Source organism: Streptomyces sp. NPDC013457 (genome assembly GCF_043089925.1).
Taxonomy (GTDB): Bacteria; Actinomycetota; Actinomycetes; order Streptomycetales; family Streptomycetaceae; genus Streptomyces.
Genome location: NZ_JBICBL010000004.1, coordinates 135,587 through 159,719, shown reverse-complemented (window position 1 = coordinate 159,719; position 24,133 = coordinate 135,587). Strand labels below are relative to the sequence as shown.

Genomic DNA, 24,133 nt, shown 5'->3' with positions numbered 1-24,133 from the left:
TATCGTGGAGACACAGGAGCCCGGAAGCACAAGGACAAGGACCTCAGATGACCCGCGTGATCGCCGGTACCGCCGGCGGACGCCGACTGGCCGTGCCACCCGGCAACGGCACCCGCCCGACCTCCGACCGGGCGCGCGAGGGCCTCTTCTCCACCTGGGAGTCGCTCCTCGGCACCCTCCACGGGACCCGTGTCGCCGATCTGTACGCGGGTTCGGGCGCCGTCGGCCTGGAGGCCCTGTCCCGGGGCGCGGTGCACGCCCTGCTCGTCGAGGCCGACGCCCGCGCCGCCCGGACCGTCCGCGAGAACATCCGGTCGCTCGGACTCCCCGGCGCCGAACTGCGGACCGGCAAAGCGGAACAGATCGTGACAGGATCGGCGCCCGCCGCCCCGTACGACCTGGTCTTCCTCGACCCGCCCTACGCCGTCTCGGACGACGATCTTCGCGAGATCCTCCTCACACTCCGCTCCGGGGGCTGGATCGCCGACGATGCCGTCGTCACCGTGGAGCGCAGCACCCGAGGCGGCGAGTTCGCCTGGCCGGCCGGTTTCACATCACTCCGGGCCCGTCGCTACGGCGAGGGAACGTTTTGGTACGGTCGCGCCGCCTCTACGTGCGAAGACGCACGATGACCGGACCGGAGAGCGAGGGACCCAAGTTGCGCCGCGCCGTCTGTCCGGGGTCATTCGACCCCATCACCAACGGACACCTCGACATCATCGCCCGCGCCTCCAAGCTGTACGACGTCGTGCACGTCGCGGTGATGATCAATCAGTCCAAGCGAGGACTCTTCACCGTCGACGAGCGGATCGAACTGATCCGCGAAGTCACCGCCGACTTCGGAAACGTCGAGGTCGAAGCCTTCCACGGCCTGCTCGTCGACTTCTGCAAGCAGCGCGACATCCCCGCGATCGTCAAGGGTCTGCGCGCGGTCAGCGACTTCGACTACGAGCTGCAGATGGCCCAGATGAACAACGGCCTCTCGGGCGTCGAGACCCTCTTCGTCCCCACCAACCCGACGTACAGCTTCCTGTCGTCCTCCCTGGTCAAGGAGGTCGCCGCCTGGGGCGGCGACGTCTCCCACCTGGTCCCGCAGGCGGTCCTCGGCAGGCTCACCGAGCGCCTCGCCGAGCGGCGCGCCGAGCAGTGACCCCCCGCGACCGTCGCTGACGGTCCGTCACCTGGTGTCGTACGGGGGACGACTGCCCTTACAGTCGTCCCGTCCGTCTCCATCCAGCTGTAGAGAGTGGCGAGCACCCGGTGGACGTGCAGAAGAAGCTCGACGAGATCGTTTCGGCGGTCGCCAACGCCCGCTCCATGCCCATGTCGGCGTCCTGCGTGGTCAACCGCGCCGAGCTGCTCGCCATGCTCGAAGAGGTGCGGGAGGCCCTGCCGGGCTCCCTGGCCCAGGCCCAGGAGCTCCTCGGCGGCCGGGAGCAGATGGTCGAGCACGCCCGCCAGGAGGCGGAGCGGATCATCGAGGCCGCCCACGCCGAGCGCGGCTCGCTGATCTCGGACACCCAGGTCGCCCGCCAGTCCCAGGACGAGGCGGACCGGATCCTCTCCGAGGCCCGCCGGGAGGCCGAGGAGATCCGAGCCGAGGCCGACGACTACGTCGACTCCAAGCTCGCCAACTTCGAGGTCGTCCTCAACAAGACCATCGGCTCCGTCGACCGCGGCCGCGAGAAGCTGCTCGGCCGCGGCCCCGGCCTGGACGAGCAGGGATACGCCGACGAGGACGCCCCGGAGTACAGCGCGGACCCGCAGACCCTGATCCACCGGGCCGACGAGTACGTCGACGCCAAGCTCGGCGCCTTCGAGGCCGTGCTCTCCAAGACCCTGGAGGCCGTCGGCCGCGGCCGGCAGAAACTGCACGGGCGGATCGCCACCGACGACCTCGGCGCGCACATGGCCGCCCAGGACGCGGCCGGCGGGGCCGTGCACACCAGCGACGCCGACTACCTGGCCGGCCTCGCCGAGCTGGCGGACCCGGAGCCGGTGCAGCAGCCCGTCATGCAGCAGGCCCCGCAGATCCCGGCGCAGCAGCCGGACCCGTACGGGTACCAGCAGCAGCCGCAGGACGCCTACGCCTACCAGCAGGCCGACCCGTACGCCTACCAGCAGCAGGACCCGTACGCGTACCAGCAGAGTTACGGCTACGAGCAGCAGCCGCAGGTCCCGCAGGCGCAACCCGCCGCGCTCGACGAGACCAGCTTCTTCGACACGAGCATGATCGATCTGGAGCAGCTGCGCCGGTATGAGCAGGGTCACGGCCACGGTCAGGGGCACTGAGCGACCGGCTCCACGGGCCCGGATTGGGCCCTGGGCGAAGCGTCCAGTATCCTGGCTCTTCGGTCGCGCGTATGCCCGCGATCCCTGCTGCCCGCTTCGTCTCTCGATTCGAACGCGGCCAGCCCCTCACGATCCGAAAGCAGGAAGAGCCCTGAGCACGCGCCTCGACCACCGCAACCCCCTCGTGTTCGACACACACGAGCTGGGGCGGCGTCCTGGTGCCCTTCAGCGGATCTCCCGTTCGGCCGAGGCCCCCAAGAACTTCGGTGTCGAAGGGGTCGTCGGTGTGCCGGAAGGCGCGCCGGTGGAAATCGACCTCCGTCTCGAGTCGGTCATGGAAGGGGTGCTTGTCACAGGCACCGCCCGTGCATCGGCCGAGGGGGAGTGCGTAAGGTGTCTGGAGCCCGTCGAGCTCGATCTCGACGTGGACTTCCAGGAGATGTTCTCGTACCCCGACTCCGACGACCGGGGCCGCTCCAAGGCGGTCGCGGACGACGAAGCCGAGGACGACGAGGACATGATCCCCCTCGAGGACGGCATGTTCGACCTCGAGCCCGTGCTGCGTGATGCGGTGGTGCTCGCACTGCCGATGCAGCCGGTGTGCCGGGAGGACTGTGCGGGTCTGTGCTCCGAATGCGGAGCCGACCTGAACGCCGACCCGGACCACCACCATGATGCCGTCGACATGCGTTGGGCGGCACTGCAGGGACTCGCCGGTTCGCTGGGAACCGATGAGAAGGACAACATGAGCGGCGCCGAAGCTGGCGTCGACGAGAAGCAGGAGAAGTAGCCGTGGCTGTTCCGAAGCGGAAGATGTCGCGCAGCAACACGCGCCACCGCCGGTCGCAGTGGAAGGCTGCGGTCCCCACCCTGGTTTCGTGTGAGCGTTGCCAGGAGCCGAAGCAGCAGCACATCGCGTGCCCGAGCTGCGGCACCTACAACAAGCGCCAGGTCCTCTCGGTCTGAGTGGCTGGTGAGAGGCGCAATGTCTGAGTCCAACAAGACGGACAATGCCTCGTCCCACACGCTTCTGGAAGGGCGGCTCGGGTATCAGCTCGAGTCCGCCCTTCTGGTGCGTGCGCTGACGCACCGCTCGTACGCGTACGAGAACGGCGGTCTGCCCACCAACGAGCGTCTGGAGTTCCTCGGGGACTCCGTGCTCGGCCTGGTGGTCACGGACACGCTGTACCGCACCCACCCCGACCTGCCCGAGGGCCAGCTGGCCAAGCTGCGGGCCGCGGTGGTCAACTCGCGTGCGCTGGCGGAGGTCGGTCGCGGCCTCGAGCTCGGCTCCTTCATCCGGCTCGGCCGGGGCGAAGAGGGCACGGGTGGCCGGGACAAGGCATCCATCCTCGCCGACACCCTTGAAGCGGTGATCGGTGCGGTCTATCTCGACCAGGGTCTCGACGCGGCCTCGGAGCTGGTGCACCGGCTCTTCGACCCGCTGATCGAGAAGTCCTCGAACCTCGGTGCAGGCCTGGACTGGAAGACCAGCCTCCAGGAGCTGACCGCGGCCGAGGGTCTGGGTGTTCCGGAGTACCTCGTCACGGAGACGGGCCCGGACCACGAGAAGACCTTCACTGCTGCCGCCCGCGTCGGTGGTGTCTCGTACGGCACCGGCACCGGCCGCAGCAAGAAGGAAGCGGAGCAGCAGGCGGCGGAGTCCGCATGGCGCGCGATCCGCGCGGCGGCGGACGAGCGTCTCGCGGCCGCGAAGGCCGCGGCGGAGGCGGGCGAGCCCGACTCCACCGTCACCGGCGAGCAGCCCACGAGCGGCGGGGCGCCGACGCCCGCCGGCCTTCCGTCGGACTGACCGCTCCTTCGAGCAGGAACCACCCGCCCGCCCTCCGGCTCCGGAGGGCGGGCGGACCTGTCTCCGCCGACCGGTCCCGACCCGGCCCCCGGCCCGGGACGACCGGCTCCCCGGCGATAGGCTGCGGCCATCGTCCACCCCACCCCGGAGGAGTGCCCGTGCCCGAGTTGCCCGAGGTCGAGGTCGTGCGGCGCGGTCTGGAGCGCTGGGTCGGCGGGCGGACCGTGGGCGAGGTCGAGGTGCTGCACCCCCGCGCGGTACGCAGGCACCCGGCTGGCGGCGCGGACTTCGCCGCCCGCCTCAAGGGCCACACCTTCGGGATCGCACGCCGGCGCGGCAAGTACCTCTGGATCCCGCTGGCGGACACCGGGGCCTCCGTCCTCGGCCACCTCGGGATGAGCGGGCAGTTGCTCGTGCAGCCCGAGACCACCCCGGACGAGAAGCATCTGCGCATCCGGGTCCGGTTCGAGGACGGCCTCGGCACCGAACTGCGCTTCGTCGACCAGCGCACCTTCGGCGGACTCTCGCTCCATGACAACACCCCGGACGGGCTGCCCGACGTCATCGCGCACATCGCTCGCGACCCGCTGGACCCGGAGTTCGACGACGCCGCCTTCCAGGCGGCCCTGCGCCTGCGCCGTACGACCATCAAGCGGGCGCTGCTCGACCAGACGCTGATCAGCGGGGTCGGCAACATCTACGCGGACGAGGCGCTCTGGCGCGCCCGGCTCCACTACGACCGGCCGACCGCCACGCTCACCCGGCCCCGCTCGGCCGAACTCCTCGGCCATGTACGGGACGTGATGAACGCGGCCCTCGCGGTCGGCGGCACCAGCTTCGACAGCCTGTACGTCAACGTGAACGGCGAGTCGGGCTACTTCGACCGGTCGCTCGACGCGTACGGGCGGGAGGACGAGCCGTGCCATCGCTGCGGCACCCCGATGCGCCGCCGTCCCTGGATGAACCGGTCGAGCTACTTCTGCCCGCGCTGCCAGCGCCCGCCGCGCGCTACGGCGTGACGGCGGCCCGGCCCGTGTCGTACCGCTCGCGCGCCGACAGGACCTCCGGCATCCGGCCCTCCACCAGTTCGATCAGACCGACGAGCCGCTCGGCGACCTCGCGTCCCAGCGGTGTGAGCGTGTAGTCCACCCGCGGAGGGTTCGTCGGCTGCGCCTCGCGGTGTACGAGCCCGTCCCGCTCCAGGGCGTGCAGGGTCTGCGACAGCATCTTCTCGCTCACCCCGTCGACCCGGCGCCGCAGCTCGTTGAAGCGGAAGGTCCCCTCGTACAGCGCGCCGAGGGTGAGGCTGCCCCACCGCCCGGTCACATGCTCCAGGGTGACGCGCGACTGGCAGGCCCGGGCGAACACGTCGAAGGCGAGGTCGTCACTCATGTCCTCACCGTACTGCGGCACAGCGCTCACCGTCGGGTTGCGCTCACCACAGGAACGCGCTCACCAGAGGGATGCGCGCACCGGAGGGGATGCTCGTCCCGGAGGGGATACTCGTCCCGGCGGTCGGTCGGCCCCGGCTCAGAAGCCGAAGTCCTGAGTCCACCAGGGGCCGCCGTCGGCGAAGTGCACACCGACGCCGAGCGTCGTGTAGTCGCAGTTCAGGATGTTCGCGCGGTGGCCGTCGCTGTTCATCCAGGAGTCCATCACCGCCGCCGCGTCCACCTGGCCGCGGGCGATGTTCTCGCCGCCCATGCCGGAGACGCCCGCCTGCGACGCCCGGTCCCACGGCGTGTCGCCGTCGGGGTCCGTGTGGTCGAAGAAGCCGCGCGCGGCCATGTCCGCGCTGAAGGCACCCGCCAGCGACGCGAGCGCGGAGTCCGAGCGCACCGCGGAGCAGCCCACCTTGGCCCGCTCCTGGTTGACAAGCCGGACGACCTCGGCCTCGGCAGCCGCGGCGCGGCTCAGGGCCGGCGCGGCCGGCGCCGTCGTGCGGGTCGGCGCGGGCTTCGCGGTCGTCGGAGCCGGCTTCGGGTTCGCCGTCTTCGTGGGGACGGCCTTCCTCGTCGGGGTCGCCGTCTTCGACGGCTTGGCGGCCGTCTTCGACGGGGTGGGGGAGGCGGTCGTCTTCGACGGCTTCGGCGAGGGGGTCGCGGAGGGGGAGGTCTTGCCCGTACCCGTCTTGGTGCCGGCCGACGTGGACGACGGAGTCGCGGACGAGCCGCCCTGCGTCGTCAGCTCCGGCGCCTGCCGGGACTGGCTCTGCTCCGTGCCGGAGCCGGCGCTGCCCACGGTGTGCGTCTCCCCGCCGGGCAGCATGCCCGAGGCGACGGCGATCGCGCCGACCGCCACCGCGGCGGAGGCACCGAGCAGTCCGGTGCGCACGGGCGCGCTGCGCCTCCTGCGATGGCGTCCCATCCCTCTGCCTCCCTGATCCGTACTGCTGGCTTTGCTGATCTTTGCTACTGCGGGCTTGTCGAATGCGACGCGCCCGAACGGGTGAGCCGTATTCCGACGGGACTGTACGCCATGACGCATGGGGGCGGTGTGCTCTGTGTCCAATTGGCCAGCTAGCGTTCAGTCATGAACGAAGACGTACGGCTGACCGCCTGGGTGCGCGGCCGAGTACAGGGAGTGGGCTTCCGTTGGTTCACCAGGGCAAACGCGCTGGAGATCGGCGGCCTCGTCGGCTTCGCCCTCAACCTCGACGACGGCCGGGTACAGGTCGTGGCCGAGGGGCCGAGTGAGAATTGCCACCGTCTGCTGGAGTGGCTGCGCTCCGCCGACACTCCCGGGCGTGTGGACGGAGTCACTGAGATCTGGGACACCCCGCGCGGCGGCTACGACAGCTTCGCGATCCGCTGAGGATCACCCTTACGGCGCTCCGTCCGATGGCCCGCTCGGCCTTCGGGCGGACGTTCGGCGAAGGGTCGCCGAAGGGGAAATGGCCTGATGGTTGCCGAGAAGGGCTTGCGATGCCGGGCTCCGCGCGGAAGGATGATCGCTACGCCCCCTGAGGTGCCGAGTTGCGAGGTCCAGCCGACTGTTGTGCGGCCGTAGACCCCCGGCGCCCCTTGATACCGGGCGTGATCGTGTTGACCGTCAAACTTTTTGGTGAGACTCTGGAATCCCCGCGCACCTTAGCTGTTTGGCAGTAAGAACCGGCACGACATGAAGCACTGCCGAGCACCGCGGGTGCGAAATCCCTCACGACCCACACCGCTTCGGTCGGTCACTCAGTGTGGAGGACCATCCATCATGGCAAAGGCGCTTCTCGGTTACGTCGGCGGCTCCGACCCGCGACTCCTCGCCGAGATGCGACGGCTTCAGCAGCGCGTCCAGGACCTCGAGTCCGAGCTTGTACGGATTCAGTCCGAGAACGACGCGCTCAACGCTGCCGCCGCACAGCATGGCGAGTCGCTGCTCGACAGCATCGACCTCGACGTTCCCAAGGCGGAGCCTGCGCTCACCTGACCGTCACCATCCACGTGACTGTCGGCCCCGTGCCGGGGCAGGGTGAGAAACACTCTCGCTGGCAGAGACAGATGTGCAAGGGACGCTCCGGCGTCCCTTCTTTCTTGAGTCCCCCATGTCCCACCCCCTCCTCACCCGAGGGTGTGCCCTGCACCTTCATGGGTGAAACGCGCAACCACAGGTAGAGTCCGGGGGCGTGCATCTCAAGGCCCTGACTCTCCGCGGTTTCAAGTCGTTCGCATCCGCCACCACGCTGCGGTTCGAACCGGGAATCACGTGTGTCGTGGGGCCCAACGGATCGGGCAAGTCCAATGTCGTGGACGCGCTCTCCTGGGTCATGGGCGAGCAGGGCGCCAAGTCGCTGCGCGGCGGCAAGATGGAGGACGTCATCTTCGCCGGCACGACCGGGCGTCCGCCGCTCGGCCGCGCCGAGGTCTCGCTGACCATCGACAACTCCGACGGCGCGCTCCCCATCGACTACGCCGAGGTCACGATCACCCGGATCATGTTCCGGGGTGGTAGCAGCGAGTACCAGATCAACGGCGACACCTGCCGGCTGCTCGACATCCAGGACCTGCTCTCCGACTCCGGCATCGGCCGCGAGATGCACGTCATCGTCGGCCAGGGCCAGCTCGACTCCGTCCTCCACGCCGACCCGATGGGCCGCCGCGCCTTCATCGAGGAGGCGGCCGGCGTCCTCAAGCACCGCAAGCGCAAAGAGAAGGCGCTGCGGAAGCTCGACGCGATGCAGGCCAACCTCGCGCGCGTCCAGGACCTGACCGACGAACTGCGCCGCCAGCTCAAGCCGCTCGGCCGCCAGGCTGCGGTCGCCCGCCGGGCCGCCGTCATCCAGGCCGACCTGCGCGACGCCCGGCTGCGGCTGCTCTCCGACGACCTCGTCCGCCTCCAGGAGGCGCTGAAGGCCGAGGTCGCCGACGAGGCCGCGCTCAAGGAACGCAAGGACGGGGCCGAGAGCGAGCTGAGGGCCGCCCTGGTGAAGGAGGCCGAGCTCGAGGACGAGGTCCGCCGGCTCGCCCCGCGGCTCCAGCGCGCACAGCAGAGCTGGTACGAACTCTCCCAGCTCGCCGAGCGGGTGCGGGGCACGGTCTCGCTCGCCGACGCGCGCGTGAAGAGTGCCACCGCGCAGCCGCCCGAGGAGCGCCGGGGCAGGGACCCGGAGGACATGGAGCGCGAGGCCGCCCGCATCCGCGAGCAGGAGGCCGAGTTGGAGGCCGCCCTCGAGGCGGCCGAGCGGGCGCTCGAGGACACCGTCGCCCACCGCGCCGACCTCGAACGCGAACTCGCGGTGGAGGAGCGCCGGCTCAAGGACGTGGCGCGCGCGATCGCCGACCGGCGCGAGGGCCTCGCGCGGCTGCACGGCCAGGTCAACGCCGCCCGCTCGCGGGCCGCGTCCGCGCAGGCCGAGATCGACCGGCTGGCCGCCGCCCGGGACGAGGCCCAGGAGCGGGCCGTCGCGGCCCAGGAGGAGTACGAGCAGCTCAAGGCAGAGGTCGACGGCCTCGACGCGGACGACAGTGAGCGGGGGGAGCGGTACGAGGCCGCCCGCCGCGACCTCGCCGAGGCGGAGGCCGCCCTGACGGCCGCCCGCGAGGCCGCCACCGCCGCCGACCGCCGCCGCGCCGCGACCAGGGCCCGCCACGAGGCGCTCTCGCTCGGGCTGCGCCGCAAGGACGGGACGGGAGCGCTGCTCGGGTCCCGCGACAGCCTGACCGGGCTGCTCGGCCCGGCCGCCGAACTGCTCACCGTCACACCCGGCTACGAGATCCCGCTCGCAGCCGCCCTCGGCGCGGCGGCGGACGCCGTCGCCGTCTCGGGCCCCACCGCCGCGGTCGAGGCCCTGCGCCTCCTGCGCAAGCAGGACGCGGGCCGGGCCGCGCTGCTGCTGACGGACGCGCCGGAGCCGGCCGGGGCCACGGCCGACGGCCCGGGCCGGGCCGCCCCGCCCGGTCTGCCTCCCCGCGCCGCCGACTTCGTCCGGGGGCCCGAGGAACTCATGCCCGCGGTGCGACGGTTGCTCGACGGGATCGTGGTGGTCGGCTCCCTGGACGAGGCCGAGGACCTCGTCCACGCCCATCCCGCCCTCACCGCCGTCACCGGCGAGGGCGATCTGCTCGGGGCGCACTTCGCCCACGGAGGATCCGCCGGGGCGCCCAGCCTTCTCGAGGTACAGGCGTCCGTCGACGAGGCGGCCGCCGAGCTGGAGGAGCTGGAGTCCCGCTGCGAGGAGCTGGCCGAAGCCCAGCGGACGGCGACCGAGTCACGGCGTACAGCGGCCGCGCTCGTCGAGGAGCTGGCCGAGAGCCGCCGTGCCGCGGACCGCGAGAAGTCCCAGGTGGCCCAGCAGCTCGGCCGGCTCGCCGGACAGGCCAGGGGCGCCGCGGGCGAGGCCGAGCGGACCGCGGCCGCCGCCTCCCGCGCGGACGAGGCCCTGGAGAAGGCGCTTCACGAGGCCGAGGAGCTCGCCGAGAGGCTGCTCGTCGCGGAGGAGGCGCCGGGTGAGGAGGAGCCCGACACCTCCGTGCGCGACCGGCTCGCCGCCGACGGCGCCAACGCCCGCCAGACCGAGATGGAGGCGAGGCTTCAGCTCCGTACGCACGAGGAGCGGGTCAAGGGGCTCGCCGGACGGGCCGACTCCCTGGACCGGGGCGCCCGGGCCGAGCGCGAGGCACGCGCGCGTGCGCAGCAGCGGCGCGCCCGGCTGCGCCACGAGGCGGAGGTCGCGGCCGCCGTCGCCTCCGGCGCCCGGCAGCTGCTGGCCCACGTCGAGGTCTCCCTCGTCCGTGCCGAGCAGGAGCGGGCCCTCGCCGACGCCGCCAAGGGCGCCCGCGAGCAGGGCCTGTCCGCGGCCCGCGCCCGGGGCCGGGACCTGAAGTCCGAGCTGGACAAGCTGACCGACTCCGTCCACCGCGGTGAGGTCCTCGGTGCCGAGAAGCGGATGCGGATCGAGCAGCTGGAGACCAGGGCGCTGGAGGAGCTGGGCGTCGAGCCGGCCGGTCTGGTCTCGGAGTACGGTCCCCACCAGCTCGTACCGCCGTCGCCGCCCGCCGAGGGCGAGGAGCTGCCGGAGGACCCTGAGCATCCGCGCAACCAGCCCCGCCCGTTCGTCCGTTCGGAGCAGGAGAAGCGGCTCAAGGCCGCCGAGCGGGCGTATCAGCAGCTCGGCAAGGTGAACCCGCTGGCCCTCGAGGAGTTCGCGGCGCTGGAGGAACGGCACAAGTTCCTCTCCGAGCAGCTGGAGGACCTGAAGAAGACCCGCGCCGACCTCCTTCAGGTCGTGAAGGAGGTCGACATCCGCGTCGAGCAGGTCTTCAGCGAGGCGTACCGGGACACCGCGCGCGAGTTCGAGGGCGTCTTCTCACGGCTCTTCCCGGGCGGCGAGGGGCGGCTGATCCTGACCGACCCCGACAACATGCTCACCACCGGCGTCGACGTGGAGGCCCGTCCGCCCGGCAAGAAGGTCAAGCGGCTCTCGCTGCTCTCCGGCGGCGAGCGTTCGCTCACCGCCGTGGCCATGCTGGTCTCCATCTTCAAGGCCCGGCCCAGCCCGTTCTACGTGATGGACGAGGTGGAGGCGGCGCTCGACGACACCAACCTCCAGCGACTGATCCGGATCATGCAGGAGCTCCAGGAGTCCTCGCAGCTGATCGTCATCACGCACCAGAAGCGGACGATGGAGGTCGCGGACGCGCTGTACGGCGTTTCCATGCAGGGGGACGGGGTATCCAAGGTCATCAGCCAGCGACTGCGGTGATGATCAACTTCAAGTCTTGAACGCAAGAGAACTGAAACTCAGTTTTAAGTCATACGACATGACCTCTTGACTTCGAAACATGAAGACATAGTCTCTGCAACGTTGCTTTTACCTTCACGTGGTGGGCGGCGCGATGTTGTGCGCCACTTGAAGGGCTCGCCCCCCACGCACCGGCGACGCTGCCGGAGCCCCCAGGAGTCCATGTGACCAGCCCCGCGCAGGCGCCCACGCCGCCGCCCTCCGAAGGCCGAGCCGCCCACCCGGACCACCTCGGCCACGTCATCTTCATCACGGCGTCCGCCGCGATGGGAGGCTTCCTCTTCGGATACGACAGCTCCGTCATCAACGGCGCCGTCGAGGCCATCCGGGACCGCTACGACATCGGCTCCGGAACCCTGGCCCAGGTCATCGCCATCGCCCTGATCGGCTGCGCGATCGGCGCCGCGACCGCCGGCCGCATGGCCGACAAGATCGGCCGCATCCGCTGCATGCAGATCGCCGCGGTGCTGTTCACCGTCAGCGCCGTCGGTTCGGCCCTGCCCTTCGCCCTGTGGGACCTGGCCTTCTGGCGGATCATCGGCGGCTTCGCCATCGGCATGGCCTCGGTGATCGGCCCGGCCTACATCGCCGAGGTCGCCCCCGCCGCCTACCGCGGCCGGCTCGGCTCCTTCCAGCAGGCCGCCATCGTCATCGGCATCGCCGTCTCCCAGCTCGTCAACTACGGCATCCTGCAGCTCGCCGACGGCGACCAGCGCGGCGAGATCGGCGGCCTCGAGGCCTGGCAGTGGATGCTCGGCGTGATGGTCGTCCCCGCCGTGCTCTACGGTCTGCTCTCCTTCGCCATCCCGGAGTCCCCCCGCTTCCTCATCTCCGTCGGCAGGACCGACAAGGCCAAGGAGGTCCTCTCCGAGGTCGAGGGCCACGGCGTCGACCTGGACCACCGCGTCGCCGAGATCGAACAGGCCATGCGCCGTGAGCACAAGTCCACCTTCAAGGACCTGCTCGTCGCCGGCACCCGCTTCAAGCTGCTCCCCATCGTCTGGGTCGGCATCGGACTCTCCGTCTTCCAGCAGCTGGTCGGCATCAACGTCGCCTTCTACTACTCCTCGACGCTCTGGCAGTCGGTCGGCATCGACCCCGCCGGCTCGTTCTTCTACTCGTTCACCACGTCGATCATCAACATCATCGGCACGGTCATCGCGATGGTCCTGGTCGACCGGGTGGGCCGTAAGCCCCTCGCCCTCGTCGGCTCCGTCGGCATGGCGATCGCCCTCGCCTTCGAGGCCTGGGCCTTCTCCGCCGAGCTCGTCGACGGCAAGCTGCCGACCACCGAGGGCGTCGTCGCGCTCGTCGCCGCCCACGTGTTCGTGCTCTTCTTCGCCCTCTCGTGGGGCGTGGTGGTCTGGGTCTTCCTCGGCGAGATGTTCCCCAACCGGATCCGCGCCGCCGCCCTCGGCGTCGCCGCCTCCGCGCAGTGGATCGCCAACTGGGCCATCACGGCCAGCTTCCCGTCCCTGGCGGACTGGAACCTCTCCGGCACCTACATCATCTACACGGTCTTCGCCGTGCTCTCCATCCCCTTCGTGCTCAGGTACGTGAAGGAGACCAAGGGCAAGGCGTTGGAGGAGATGGGCTAATCCCCGCTGCCCCTCTTCTCGCGCACGGAACTGCCCCGGCCACGGTCCTATGCCGTGAGCCGGGGCAGCACCGTCCCGCCCAGCAGCCGCAGGGAACGCCACCCCTCCTCGACCGGCATCCCGCCGCAGAGCGGATGCAGCACCAGGCTCTCCAGCTCCCGCCCCAGCGCCACGCACTCGTCCGGGGTCACGATCCGGTAGACCCCCTCGGCCCGCAGCTCCGCCACGGTCGTCGCCGCCGAGCGCACCGCCGAGCGGATGTCCTTCGACTGCCAGGAGGCGTAGGTGCGCGCCTCGTGCAGGAAGTGCTCGCCGTACAGCTCCCAGGTCCGCTCCGGATCCTCCGAGACGTGCAGCAGCGGGGTCTTCTCGGCCGGCATCATCGTCCAGCCCTCGGTGCCGTACTCCACGCACTGCTGCTTGTAGTACTCCTCCAGCTCCGGCAGATGGGCGCTCGGGAAGAGCGGCAGCCCGAGCCGCGCCGCCCGCCGCGCCGCCGCCTTCGACGAACCGCCGACGAGCAGGAGCGGATGCGGCGTGCTGAGGGGCCGCGGCGTGACCCGTACCGTACGGCCCTCGTAGGTGAAGGGCTCACCGGACCAGGCCTTCAGAAGGGTCTCCAGAAGCAGGTCCTGGAGCTTGCCGCGGCGGCCCCAGTCGACCCCGCGCTCCTCGTACTCCTCCGGCCGGTACCCGATCCCCGCCACCGTCACCAGGCGGCCGCCGCTCAGCAGGTCGAGGACGGCGATCTCCTCCGCGAGCCGCAGCGGGTCGTGCAGAGGGCCGATGATCGCCGAGACCGTGACCGCGATCCTCCTCGTGGCACCGAACACCGCGCCCGCGAAGGCGAACGGCGAGGGCAGCCAGTTGTTGGCGGCGCCGTGGTGCTCCTCGGTCTGGACGGTGTCGACGCCGCGCTCGTCGGCGTAGGCGGCCATGGCGAGGGCCGCGCGATAGCGCTCCGAGAGGGACTCGGGGGTCGCGTGCGGATCGACGAGGTTGAACCGTACGACTGTGAAGGGCATGGGAAGTCCCCCTCCGCGCGTGGGAAGCCGGCGAAGGGGGACAGTATCTGACGTCACGTCAGATGCAAACAGTCTCGGAGTCGCTCTCACGGTCCCCGGCCCGGTCCACGGCCTCCGACGGGCCCGCGGTCCGGGGCAGTATCGCGTACAGCACGCCCGCGACCACGATCGTCGCCGCCCAGCCGAGCCCGTTCTCGCCGATCCAGGAGGAGGCGAGCGGACCGGAGAACCAGTCGACCCGGGTGAAGAGCAGGCCGGTGGCCAGCGCCACCGCCCACGCCGTCATGGCCTGCCAGGCGAAACCGCCCCGGTACCAGTACGCACTGGTCCGCGAGGTGTCCATCAGCGCCTCGCCGTCGTAGGACCGCCGCCGCAGCATGTCGACGCCGAAGACGCCGATCCACGCCGAGAAGGCCACCGCGAGCAGCGTCAGGAAGGAGATGAACGAGCCGATGAAGCTGGTCGCCACCACCATCAGCAGGAAGCCGAAGACCAGGCTGATCACGGCGTTCACGCTCACCGCGGCGGCCCGGGAGACCCTGATGCCGAGCGTCTGCGCGGTGAACCCGGCCGAGTACATCGACATCGAGTTGATCAGCAGCATCCCGATCAGCGCGATGATCAGGTACGGCACGGCGATCCAGGCCGGCAGCAGCTCGCCGATGAACGACACCGGGTCCTGCGCCGAAGCGAGTCCGGGGGTGCCCACCGCCATCACCGCGCCCATCAGGACCATCGGCAGCACGACGATCCCGGCACCGCCGATCGTGGAGCCGACCATCGCCTTCGAGGAGGCCGTCCGCGGCAGGTAGCGGGTGAAGTCCGGGCCGGAGGGGACCCAGCTGATGCCGCCCGCGGCGATCGTGCCGATGCCCGCGATCATCATCGCCGTCGAGCCGGCCGGCTTGTCGAACACCGCGGACCAGTCGGTGCCCGCGACGAGGTACACCAGCACCAGCACCGAGAACGCGCCGAAGAGGTACGTCGACCACGTGCTGCACACCCGCAGGGCGTTGATGCCGAGCCCGGACACCAGGAACGTGCAGGCGACGAAGAGCAGCAGGGTGACGACGATCAGCACGGTGTTCGACTCGATCCCGAAGAGCAGGTCGAGCACGGTCAGGACGGCGTAGGCGCCGGTCACCGCGTTGATCGTCTCCCAGCCCCAGCGGGCCACCCAGATCAGCGAACCGGGGAAGAGATTGCCGCGCTGACCGAAGACGGCCCGCGACAGGGCCATCCCGGGGGAGCCGCCGCGCTTACCCGCGATCGAGATCAGGCCGACGATCCCGTACGCCAGGACGGGCGCCGCCGTCGCGACGACGAGCACCTGCCAGAAGTTCAGGCCGTTGAAGACGACCAGGCCCGCGCCCATCGTGAGCAGAAGCACACTGATGTTGGCGGCGACCCAGGTCGGGAACAGCTCGCGGACGCGGCCGGTGCGCTCGGCGTCGGGGACGGGTTCGAGACCTCGGGTCTCGACCGCGCCTTCGCTCTCGACGACGGCTTCGGCGGCAGAGGGCATGGTGGTACTCCGTGCGGGGGGTGGGGGACCCGCCCAGAGTACGTGCTCCTCCCGAGGTCCGGTCGTGGCCGATACTGGACCCGTTATGGAACTCATTCTTGCTGTAGTCATCGCCCTGGTCGTCGCCGTCGCCGTGACCAGCGGGCTCGTGATCAGCGGCCGCAAGAAGAAGCAGCTGCCGCCGCCCGAGGCGCCGTCCGCCACGCCGACCATCACCGCTCCGCCCGCCGAGCCGCACGTCGGCGAAGAGGCGGAGACACCGCGGGAAGAACCACGCCGCACCATCGAGGAGGTCGACCTCCCGACCGCGGAGGAGGCCGTCGAAAGCCCCACCGCCGTCGAGGACCCGGTCGTCGCCGAGGCGCCCGCGCCCGAGATCGAGGTGCCCGAGCCGACCGCGGGCCGTCTCGTACGGCTCCGTGCGCGTCTCGCCCGCTCGCAGAACTCCCTCGGCAAGGGGCTGCTCACGCTGCTGTCGCGTGACAACCTCGACGAGGACACCTGGGAGGAGATCGAGGAGACCCTGCTCACCGCCGACGTCGGCGTCGCCCCGACCCAGGAGCTGGTGGAGCGGCTCCGCGAGCGCGTCCGGATCCTCGGCACGCGAACGCCGGAGGAGCTGCGCGGCCTGCTGCGCGAGGAGCTCATCGCCCTGCTCGGCCCGGACTTCGACCGCGCCGTGAAGACCGAGAGCGCCCCGGGCACCCCGGGCGTCGTCATGGTCGTCGGTGTCAACGGCACCGGAAAGACCACGACCACGGGCAAGCTGGCCCGTGTCCTGGTCGCCGACGGCCGCTCGGTCGTCCTCGGCGCCGCGGACACCTTCCGCGCCGCCGCCGCGGACCAGCTCCAGACCTGGGGCGAGCGGGTCGGCGCGCGCACCGTGCGCGGGCCCGAGGGCGGCGACCCGGCGTCGATCGCCTTCGACGCGGTCAAGGAGGGCATCGCCGAGGGCGCGGACGTCGTCCTGATCGACACCGCCGGCCGCCTGCACACCAAGACCGGCCTCATGGACGAGCTGGGCAAGGTCAAGCGGGTCGTCGAGAAGCACGGCCCGCTGGACGAGGTCCTGCTGGTCCTCGACGCCACGACCGGCCAGAACGGCCTGGTCCAGGCGCGCGTCTTCGCCGAGGTCGTCGACATCACGGGCATCGTGCTCACCAAGCTCGACGGCACGGCCAAGGGCGGCATCGTCGTGGCCGTCCAGCGCGAGCTGGGTGTCCCGGTCAAGCTCATCGGCCTGGGCGAGGGCCCGGACGACCTGGCCCCCTTCGAGCCGGGCGCCTTCGTGGACGCGCTCATCGGGGACTGAGGCACCCGAAACCGCAGGAAGGCCCCGCCGGTTCCCCGGCGGGGCCTTCGCGTGTCGGAAGGGCGTTCAGAAGTGCGTCCGATGGCAGATGTACGCCAGGACGCCCAGCAGCAGCCGCGCCTCCGGCGGCGCCCCCGCGGTGTCCAGCGTCGGCGGCCGCAGCCAGCGGACCGGGCCCAGGCCCGCGAGGTCCGACGGCGGCGCCGTCACATGGTCGCCGGGCCCCAGGCCGCGCAGGTCCAGGTCCGCGTCGTCCCAGCCCATCCGGTACAGCAGCTGAGGAAGCCCCACCGCAGCCCCCGGCGCGACGAAGAACTGCGCCCGTCCCGTCGGCGTCGCGCAGACCGGCCCGAGCGGCAGGCCCATGCGCTCCAGGCGGACCAGCGCCCGCCGCCCCGCCGGCTCGGCGACCTCGATCACGTCGAAGGACCGGCCCACGGGCAGCAGCAGCGCGGCGCCGGGGTACTCCGACCACGCCTTCGTCGCGTCGTCCAGACCCGCGCCCGCGCGGACCGGTTCGGCGAACGAGAGCGGATGCGCCCCCGGAGCCGTACAGGTCGCGTCGCCGCAGGAGCACTGGCCGGAGACGGCGCGCGCGCCGGGGACGACGTCCCAGCCCCAGAGTCCGGTGTACTCGGCCACCGCTGTGCACTCGGAGGTGCGGACGCGGCGACGTGAGCCGGAGCGGATCTCGCGGATGCCGCCGATCGTGAAGCCCATGCCCCCTCCAACGGGTCGGAAGCGCCGGTGGTTACGACCCGGATTCCCACGGTCACGCTCCGTCGCCCCGGGTGGCGCTCGGTCGCGGGCGAGGTGGTGCGCAACCGTGGCGCGCGCCTCTTCGCGCTACGGTCCGCCGACCATGGTTTCGTCGCATGTCAAGTGAATCGTGTTCGGCAGCAGGGGAGTTCATTCGAAGGGGTGGCGAATGGTGGCGTTTCTTGAATCCGCCTCGCAGGACGGGTGATCGTGGGATTACTTTCGGTGCTCGAACCCGGAGTTGCTTGCGCGCGTGGGTATGCCGGAGGCAACCCGGTTTCCTGTTCGAAGGAGTGGAACCTCCGGACGGGAGCCGCAAGACACGGCATTCTGATAGGGGTTCGCGCAACAGAGTCTCGACGTGGATGGGGGCGTTCCTGTGGGCGGCAACGGCGCAGACGGTACGACTGCCGGCAAGCGCCCGAACGAGCAGCTCAGCTCGTGGTTCGTGCGGAGCGGCTGGTCGAAGGGCGAACTGGCGCGCCAAGTGAACCGCAGGGCGCGCCAGATGGGCGCGCACCACATCTCCACGGACACCTCGCGCGTCCGCCGCTGGCTCGACGGCGAGCAGCCCCGCGAACCCATTCCGCGGATCCTCTCGGAACTGTTCTCCGAGCGGTTCGGCTCGGTCGTGGCCGTCGAGGACCTCGGGCTGCGCGCGGCCCACCAGGCGCCGTCCGTCTCCGGAGTCGACCTGCCCTGGGCGGGCCCCCAGACCGTCGCCCTGCTCAGCGAGTTCTCCCGCAGCGACCTGATGCTCGCCCGGCGCGGCTTCCTCGGCACCTCCCTCGCGCTCGCCGCCGGCCCCTCCCTCATCGAGCCCATGCAGCGCTGGCTCGTCCCCAGCCCGCCCGGAGAGCCCCTCCCGGCCGAGCCGGCCGCCGACGGCCACCGCCCGGTCAAGCTCTCCGCGATCGAACTCGACCTGCTCGAATCCACCACGGCGATGTTCCGCCAGTGGGACGCCCAGTGCGGTGGCGGACTGCGCCGCAAGGCCGTCGTCGGCCAGCTCCACGAGGTCACCGACCTGCTCCAGGAGCCCCAGCCGGCCGCCACCGCCCAGCGCCTCTTCACCTGCGCGGCCGAGCTCGCCGAGCTGGCCGGCTGGATGAGCTACGACGTCGGCCTGCAGCCCACCGCCCAGAAGTACTTCGTCCTCGCCCTGCACGCCGCCAAGGAGGCCGGGGACAAGCCGCTCGGCTCGTACATCCTCTCCTCCATGAGCCGTCAGATGATCCACCTCGGCCGGCCGGACGACGCCCTCGAACTCATCCACCTCGCCCAGTACGGCAGTCGAGACTGCGCCACCCCGCGCACCCAGGCCATGCTGTATGCGATGGAGGCCCGCGCCTACGCCAACATGGGGCAGCCGTCCAAGTGCAAGCGGGCCGTACGGATGGCCGAGGACACCTTCTCCGACGTCGGCCTCGACGGCGAGCCCGAGCCCGACTGGATCCGCTTCTTCTCCGAGGCGGAACTCAACGGCGAGAACTCCCACTCCTACCGGGACCTCGCCTACGTCGCGGGGCGCTCCCCGACGTACGCCTCGCTCGCCGAGCCCGTCATGGAGCGGGCCGTCACGCTCTTCGAGAAGGACCCCGAGCACCAGCGTTCGTACGCGCTCAACCTCATCGGCATGGCCACCGTGCACCTCCTCAAGCGCGAGCCGGAGCAGTCCGCCGTGCTGGTCGAGAAGGCGCTCGGCGTCGCCAGGAGCGTCCGCTCCGAGCGGGTGAACACCCGGCTGCGCAAGACCGTCGACACCGCCGCCCGCGACTTCCGCGACGTCGCCGAGGTCGTCCAGCTCACCGACCGGCTCACCGCGCTGCTGCCCGAGACCGCCGAGGCGGTCTGAGCACCCGGCCCCTCCAGCCTCCTGCCTTTCCCGCCTCAGGTCTTTCCAGACTCCGGCCCTCCCGACCCCGGCCGCGACAGCGTTCCCGTACTGACCGACTCGGCTCCCCCGCCGCCAGGACAACCGGGACGTCTGTCGCGGCCGGTCCCTTTTCCGTGCCCCGGACCGGCGCCGCTCCCGCGCGGAGCCGCGGGCCCGGGCCGTATCTCCGTTACACGCCCGTGACCCGGGGGTTCACAGCGGCGTAACACGCCCCAACCCTTCGTCACTGCGGCGAAACATCGGGCGGCATCGGCGGAAACCGCGCTGCGCGAATCTCTGGCGCATAACCGGCCACCCCTCACGGCCAAGCCGCTCTCCGGCCCCGCCCCCGCACAGGCCGTACCGACGACGAGGAGACGCCGATGGCACCAGCCATCACGACCCTGGCCGCAGACGCCCCCGAGCTGTCTGCCGCCAACACCGGGTTCATGCTCATCTGCTCCGCCCTGGTCATGCTGATGACCCCGGCACTCGCCTTCTTCTACGGAGGCATGGTCCGCGTCAAGTCCACCCTGAACATGCTGATGATGAGCTTCATCAGCCTCGGGATCGTCACGATCCTCTGGGTGCTCTACGGCTTCAGCATCGCCTTCGGCACCGACTCCGGATCGCTCATCGGCTGGTCCTCCGAGTACGTCGGCCTCAGCGGCATCGGCGTCACCGAGCTGTGGGACGGCTACACCATCCCGGTGTACGTCTTCGCCGTCTTCCAGCTGATGTTCGCCATCCTCACCCCGGCCCTGATCAGCGGCGCCCTCGCCGACCGGGTGAAGTTCACCGCCTGGGCCCTCTTCATCGCCCTCTGGGTCACCGTCGTCTACTTCCCCGTCGCCCACTGGGTCTGGGGCGCCGGCGGCTGGCTCTTCGAGATGGGCGTCATCGACTTCGCCGGCGGTACAGCGGTCCACATCAACGCCGGCGCCGCGGCCCTCGGCGTGATCCTCGTCATCGGCAAGCGCGTCGGCTTCAAGAAGGACCCGATGCGCCCGCACAGCCTCCCGCTGGTCATGCTCGGCGCCGGTCTGCTCTGGTTCGGCTGGTTCGGCTTCAACGCGGGCTCGTGGCTCGGCAACGACGACGGCGTCGGCGCGGTGATGTTCGTCAACACCCAGGTCGCCACCGCCGCCGCCATGCTCGCCTGGCTGCTCTACGAGAAGATCCGCCACGGCTCCTTCACCACCCTCGGCGCGGCCTCCGGCGCGGTCGCCGGCCTCGTCGCCATCACCCCCTCCGGCGGCTCCTGCTCCCCGCTCGGCGCGATCGCCATCGGCGCCATCGCCGGTCTGCTCTGCGCCATGGCCGTCGGCCTGAAGTACAGGTTCGGCTACGACGACTCCCTGGACGTCATCGGCGTCCACCTGGTCGGCGGTGTCATCGGCTCCCTGCTCGTCGGCTTCTTCGCCACCGGCGGCGTCCAGTCCGACGCCAAGGGCCTCTTCTACGGCGGCGGCCTGGAGCAGCTCGGCAAGCAGGCCATCGGCGTCGTCGCCGTCCTCGCCTACTCTCTGATCGCCTCCGCGATCCTCGCGCTGATCATCGACAAGACGATGGGCATGCGGGTCAGCGAGGACGACGAGGTCTCCGGCATCGACCAGGTCGAGCACGCCGAGACCGCGTACGACTTCAGCGGAGCCGGCGGCGGCGCCTCCTCGCGCTCCACCGCCGCGCCCGCCCCGGCAGCTACGGAGACCAAGAAGGTGGACGCATGAAGCTCATCACCGCAGTCGTGAAGCCGCACCGGCTGGACGAGATCAAGGAGGCCCTCCAGGCCTTCGGAGTCCAGGGCCTCACGGTCACCGAGGCCAGCGGGTACGGCCGCCAGCGCGGCCACACCGAGGTCTACCGCGGTGCCGAGTACACGGTCGACCTCGTCCCCAAGATCCGTATCGAGGTCCTCGTCGAGGACGACGACGCCGAACAGCTCATCGACGTGGTGGTCAAGGCGGCCCGGACCGGCAAGATCGGTGACGGCAAGGTGTGGAGCGTGCCGGTCGAGACCGCCGTACGGGTCCGCACCGGCGAACGCGGTCCGGACGCACTGTAAGCACGGAGCACGTAAGGAGCTGCTGGGTGACGAGCGTCGACACGAGCACACGAGCGGAAGACTCGGGACCCAGCGGCTACGCGGCGGCCCGGCTGCGCCTTCTCACCGAGAAGGGGCGGTCCGGGCCGCCGCGCCGTGCCGCCCTGGCCCGGCTCACGGACGACTGGCTGGCCGGACTGTTCACCGCCGCACGGCCGCCACGAGGGGTGGCGCTCGTCGCCGTCGGCGGCTACGGGCGCGGCGAACTCTCCCCGCGCAGCGACCTCGACCTGCTCCTGCTGCACGACGGCACCGCCGACGCGGGCACGGTCGCCGGCCTCGCCGACCGGATCTGGTACCCGGTCTGGGACCTCGGCCTCGCCCTCGACCACTCCGTCCGCACCCCCGCCGAGGCCCGCAGGACCGCCGGGGACGACCTCAAGGTCCAGCTCGGCCTCCTCGACGCCCGGCCGGTCGCCGGCGACCTCGGGCTCGTCGCCGGACTGCGCACCGCCGTCCTCGCCGACTGGCGCAACCAGGCGCCGAAACGGCTTCCGGAGCTGGACGCGCTCTGCCGCGAGCGCGCCGAGCGCATGGGGGAGCTGCAGTTCCTCCTCGAACCCGACCTCAAGGAGGCCAGAGGAGGGCTCCGCGACGCCCAGGTCCTGCGGGCCGTCGCCGCCTCCTGGCTCGCCGACGCCCCGCGCGAGGGCCTCGACGAGGCCCGTCGCCGCCTCCTCGACGCCCGCGACGCGCTCCACCTCACCACCGGACGGGCCACCGACCGGCTCGCCCTCCAGGAACAGGACGCCGTCGCCGACGAGCTCGGCCTCCTCGACGCCGACACCCTGCTCCGCGAGGTGTACGAAGCGGCGCGGATCGTCTCCTACGCCACCGACGTCACCTGGCGCGAGGTCAACCGGGTCCTGAAGGCCCGCTCCGCGCGCCCCCGCTTCCGCGGCCTCCTGGGCGGCCGCTCGGGCGGCGGAAGGCCGCCCGTCGAACGCACCCCGCTCGCCGAAGGCGTCGTCGAGATGGACGGCGAGGCGGTCCTCGCCCTCAGCGCCAAGCCCGACCGCGACCCCGTGCTGCCTCTGCGCGCCGCGGCCGCCGCCGCCCAGTCCGGGCTCCCGCTCTCCCTCCACGCCGTACGCCGCCTGGCGGCCGCCGCCAAGCCTCTGCCGGTGCCCTGGCCCGCCGAGGCGCGCGAGGAGCTCGTCACCCTGCTCGGCGCGGGGGAGCCCACCGTGCCCGTCTGGGAGGCGCTGGAGGCCGAGGGCCTCGTCACCCGGCTCCTGCCCGACTGGGAGCGCGTCCGCTGCCGCCCGCAGCGCAACCCCGTCCACACCTGGACCGTCGACCGGCACCTCGTCGAGACCGCCGTACGGGCCTCCTCGCTGACCCGCCGCGTCGGCCGGCCCGACCTGCTGCTCGTCGCAGCGCTCCTGCACGACATCGGCAAGGGCTGGCCCGGCGACCACTCCGTGGCCGGCGAGACCATCGCCCGCGACCTCGCGACCCGGATCGGCTTCGACCGCGCCGACGTGGCCGTCGTCGCCACCGTCGTACGCCACCACCTGCTGCTCGTCGAGACCGCGACCCGGCGCGACCTGGACGACCCCGCCACCGTCGAGGCCGTCGCCTCCGCCGTCGGCACCGCCGGGGCCCTGGAACTGCTGCACGCCCTCACCGAGGCCGACGCGCTGGCCACGGGCCCGGCCGCCTGGTCCACCTGGCGCGCCTCCCTCGTCGCCGACCTCGTCAAACGGGTCGGGGCCGTCCTCGCCGGAGAGCCCGTGGCGGAGCCCGAGCCCGCCGCGACCAGCGCCGAACAGGAACGTCTCGCCATCGAGGCGCTGCGGACCGGAGAGCCGGTCCTCGCCCTGCACACCCAGCCCGAGAGCGCCCCCGAGGACGGCGAACCGGAACCGGTGGGCGTCGAACTCCTCATCGCCCTGCCCGACCAGCCCGGCGTCCTGCCCGCCGCGGCCGGCGTCCTCGCGCTGCACCGGCTCACCGTGCGCGCCGCGGACCTGCGCGCCGTCGAGCTCCCCACCCCGCTCGGCGCCGGCGCCGGCGCCGTCCTGGTCCTGAACTGGCGCGTGGCCGCCGAATACGGCTCCCTGCCGCAGGCCTCCCGGCTCCGCGCCGATCTCGTACGGGCCCTGGACGGGAGCCTCGACATCCCCGCCAGGCTCGCCGAACGCGACGCCGCCTACCCCCGGCGGCGCGGCCTCACCGCCCCGCCGCCCCGCGTCACCGTCGCCGCCGCGGACTCCCGGCTCGCCACCGTCATCGAGGTCCGCGCCCAGGACGCCCCCGGGCTGCTCCACCGCATCGGCCGGGCGCTGGAGGGCGCCGAGGTGCGCGTCAGGAGCGCCCACGTCTCGACCCTGGGCGCGAACGCGGTGGACACGCTGTACGTGACCCGCCCCGACGGCTCCCTCCTGGCGGAGGAGGAGGCCGCGGACGTGGCGAAGGCGCTGGAGAAGGCGCTGAGGTGATCCGTGACACGGGGACACGCCGGTCGGTGAGCCGGGGCGGTCCCCGCCCGTGCGGGGGTGGCCTCCGGCCCAGGGCCGGGCCACCGGTGCCGAAGTCCGCTCCCCGCACCCGCGGGGGTTCCCGTGACCTCGCCCACCGGATTCGGCGGGC

21 protein-coding genes are annotated in these 24,133 nt (G+C 71.5%); 16 read left to right on the top strand and 5 right to left on the bottom strand.

Annotation, left to right across the window (positions count from 1 at the left end):
- The first annotated feature begins 47 nt into the window (after positions 1-47).
- The 7 genes from rsmD to mutM all read left to right on the top strand — a co-directional run bounded on the left by rsmD (position 48) and on the right by mutM (position 5,124).
- Entirely contained in the window at positions 48-632 is a 585-nt protein-coding gene (gene rsmD / locus ACF1G2_RS12570; RefSeq protein WP_391798255.1) for a 16S rRNA (guanine(966)-N(2))-methyltransferase RsmD, read from the top strand.
- Positions 633-658: 26 nt separating this feature from the next.
- Positions 659-1,150, top strand: a complete 492-nt coding sequence (coaD, locus tag ACF1G2_RS12565) for a pantetheine-phosphate adenylyltransferase (protein ID WP_383170846.1) — start codon at positions 659-661, stop codon at positions 1,148-1,150.
- A gap of 110 nt (positions 1,151-1,260) precedes the next feature.
- The gene (locus ACF1G2_RS12560; protein WP_391798254.1) at positions 1,261-2,292 is read left to right on the top strand and encodes an ATP synthase F0 subunit B; all 1,032 of its coding nucleotides are present in this window, start codon (positions 1,261-1,263) and stop codon (positions 2,290-2,292) included.
- A 106-nt stretch (positions 2,293-2,398) separates the two neighbouring features.
- Positions 2,399-3,082, top strand: coding sequence for a YceD family protein (locus ACF1G2_RS12555; protein WP_391798562.1), 684 nt, complete (start codon positions 2,399-2,401; stop codon positions 3,080-3,082).
- 2 nt (positions 3,083-3,084) lie between these two features.
- A complete protein-coding gene (gene rpmF, locus ACF1G2_RS12550; protein WP_030496967.1) occupies positions 3,085-3,258 on the top strand; it encodes a 50S ribosomal protein L32 in 174 nt (57 codons plus the stop codon).
- A gap of 19 nt (positions 3,259-3,277) precedes the next feature.
- Positions 3,278-4,105 (top strand): ribonuclease III, encoded by an 828-nt coding sequence (gene rnc / locus ACF1G2_RS12545; RefSeq protein ID WP_391798253.1) that lies wholly within the window; start codon positions 3,278-3,280, stop codon positions 4,103-4,105.
- A gap of 158 nt (positions 4,106-4,263) precedes the next feature.
- On the top strand, positions 4,264-5,124 hold the full coding sequence (mutM, locus tag ACF1G2_RS12540) for a bifunctional DNA-formamidopyrimidine glycosylase/DNA-(apurinic or apyrimidinic site) lyase (RefSeq protein WP_352190321.1): 861 nt from the start codon (positions 4,264-4,266) through the stop codon (positions 5,122-5,124).
- On the opposite strand, the gene ACF1G2_RS12535 is transcribed toward mutM, so the two are convergent.
- Together ACF1G2_RS12535 and ACF1G2_RS12530 are read right to left on the bottom strand one after the other, a co-directional pair.
- Positions 5,114-5,497, bottom strand: a complete 384-nt coding sequence (locus ACF1G2_RS12535; RefSeq protein WP_391798252.1) for a winged helix-turn-helix transcriptional regulator — start codon at positions 5,495-5,497, stop codon at positions 5,114-5,116. The two genes, mutM and ACF1G2_RS12535, sit on opposite strands and share 11 nt — an antisense overlap.
- A 138-nt stretch (positions 5,498-5,635) precedes the next feature.
- Complete coding sequence (locus ACF1G2_RS12530; RefSeq protein ID WP_391798251.1) at positions 5,636-6,472, bottom strand: CAP domain-containing protein; 837 nt, start codon at positions 6,470-6,472, stop codon at positions 5,636-5,638.
- Positions 6,473-6,637: 165 nt separating this feature from the next.
- Here ACF1G2_RS12530 and ACF1G2_RS12525 point away from each other — a divergent pair, with 165 nt between their 5' ends.
- The 4 genes from ACF1G2_RS12525 to ACF1G2_RS12510 all read left to right on the top strand — a co-directional run bounded on the left by ACF1G2_RS12525 (position 6,638) and on the right by ACF1G2_RS12510 (position 12,937).
- A complete protein-coding gene (locus ACF1G2_RS12525; RefSeq protein WP_383226673.1) occupies positions 6,638-6,919 on the top strand; it encodes an acylphosphatase in 282 nt (93 codons plus the stop codon).
- Between the two features lie 393 nt (positions 6,920-7,312).
- The gene (locus ACF1G2_RS12520) at positions 7,313-7,528 is read left to right on the top strand and encodes a hypothetical protein (protein WP_352190317.1); all 216 of its coding nucleotides are present in this window, start codon (positions 7,313-7,315) and stop codon (positions 7,526-7,528) included.
- 196 nt (positions 7,529-7,724) lie between these two features.
- Positions 7,725-11,300 (top strand): chromosome segregation protein SMC, encoded by a 3,576-nt coding sequence (smc, locus tag ACF1G2_RS12515; protein WP_391798250.1) that lies wholly within the window; start codon positions 7,725-7,727, stop codon positions 11,298-11,300.
- Positions 11,301-11,503: 203 nt separating this feature from the next.
- A complete protein-coding gene (locus ACF1G2_RS12510; protein ID WP_391798249.1) occupies positions 11,504-12,937 on the top strand; it encodes a sugar porter family MFS transporter in 1,434 nt (477 codons plus the stop codon).
- A 47-nt stretch (positions 12,938-12,984) separates the two neighbouring features.
- Here the strand turns inward: ACF1G2_RS12510 and ACF1G2_RS12505 are convergent, their stop codons facing one another.
- Both ACF1G2_RS12505 and ACF1G2_RS12500 read right to left on the bottom strand, forming a co-directional pair.
- Entirely contained in the window at positions 12,985-13,962 is a 978-nt protein-coding gene (locus ACF1G2_RS12505) for an LLM class flavin-dependent oxidoreductase (RefSeq protein WP_391798248.1), read from the bottom strand.
- Between the two features lie 58 nt (positions 13,963-14,020).
- Positions 14,021-15,487, bottom strand: coding sequence for a cytosine permease (locus tag ACF1G2_RS12500; protein ID WP_391798247.1), 1,467 nt, complete (start codon positions 15,485-15,487; stop codon positions 14,021-14,023).
- Positions 15,488-15,572: 85 nt separating this feature from the next.
- Here ACF1G2_RS12500 and ftsY point away from each other — a divergent pair, with 85 nt between their 5' ends.
- Positions 15,573-16,799, top strand: coding sequence for a signal recognition particle-docking protein FtsY (gene ftsY / locus ACF1G2_RS12495; RefSeq protein WP_391798246.1), 1,227 nt, complete (start codon positions 15,573-15,575; stop codon positions 16,797-16,799).
- Positions 16,800-16,865: 66 nt separating this feature from the next.
- Here ftsY and ACF1G2_RS12490 read toward each other — a convergent pair whose 3' ends face one another.
- Complete coding sequence (locus tag ACF1G2_RS12490) at positions 16,866-17,519, bottom strand: bifunctional DNA primase/polymerase (protein ID WP_391798245.1); 654 nt, start codon at positions 17,517-17,519, stop codon at positions 16,866-16,868.
- 418 nt (positions 17,520-17,937) lie between these two features.
- Here ACF1G2_RS12490 and ACF1G2_RS12485 point away from each other — a divergent pair, with 418 nt between their 5' ends.
- The 4 genes from ACF1G2_RS12485 (at position 17,938) to ACF1G2_RS12470 (ending at position 23,982) form a co-directional block, all read left to right on the top strand.
- Positions 17,938-19,413 (top strand): hypothetical protein, encoded by a 1,476-nt coding sequence (locus tag ACF1G2_RS12485; RefSeq protein WP_391798561.1) that lies wholly within the window; start codon positions 17,938-17,940, stop codon positions 19,411-19,413.
- Between the two features lie 404 nt (positions 19,414-19,817).
- Entirely contained in the window at positions 19,818-21,164 is a 1,347-nt protein-coding gene (locus tag ACF1G2_RS12480) for an ammonium transporter (protein ID WP_391798244.1), read from the top strand.
- Entirely contained in the window at positions 21,161-21,499 is a 339-nt protein-coding gene (locus ACF1G2_RS12475; RefSeq protein WP_101390346.1) for a P-II family nitrogen regulator, read from the top strand. Before ACF1G2_RS12480 ends, ACF1G2_RS12475 begins: the two co-directional genes overlap by 4 nt.
- A 26-nt stretch (positions 21,500-21,525) precedes the next feature.
- On the top strand, positions 21,526-23,982 hold the full coding sequence (locus ACF1G2_RS12470) for a [protein-PII] uridylyltransferase (RefSeq protein WP_391798243.1): 2,457 nt from the start codon (positions 21,526-21,528) through the stop codon (positions 23,980-23,982).
- The last annotated feature ends 151 nt before the right edge of the window (positions 23,983-24,133 follow it).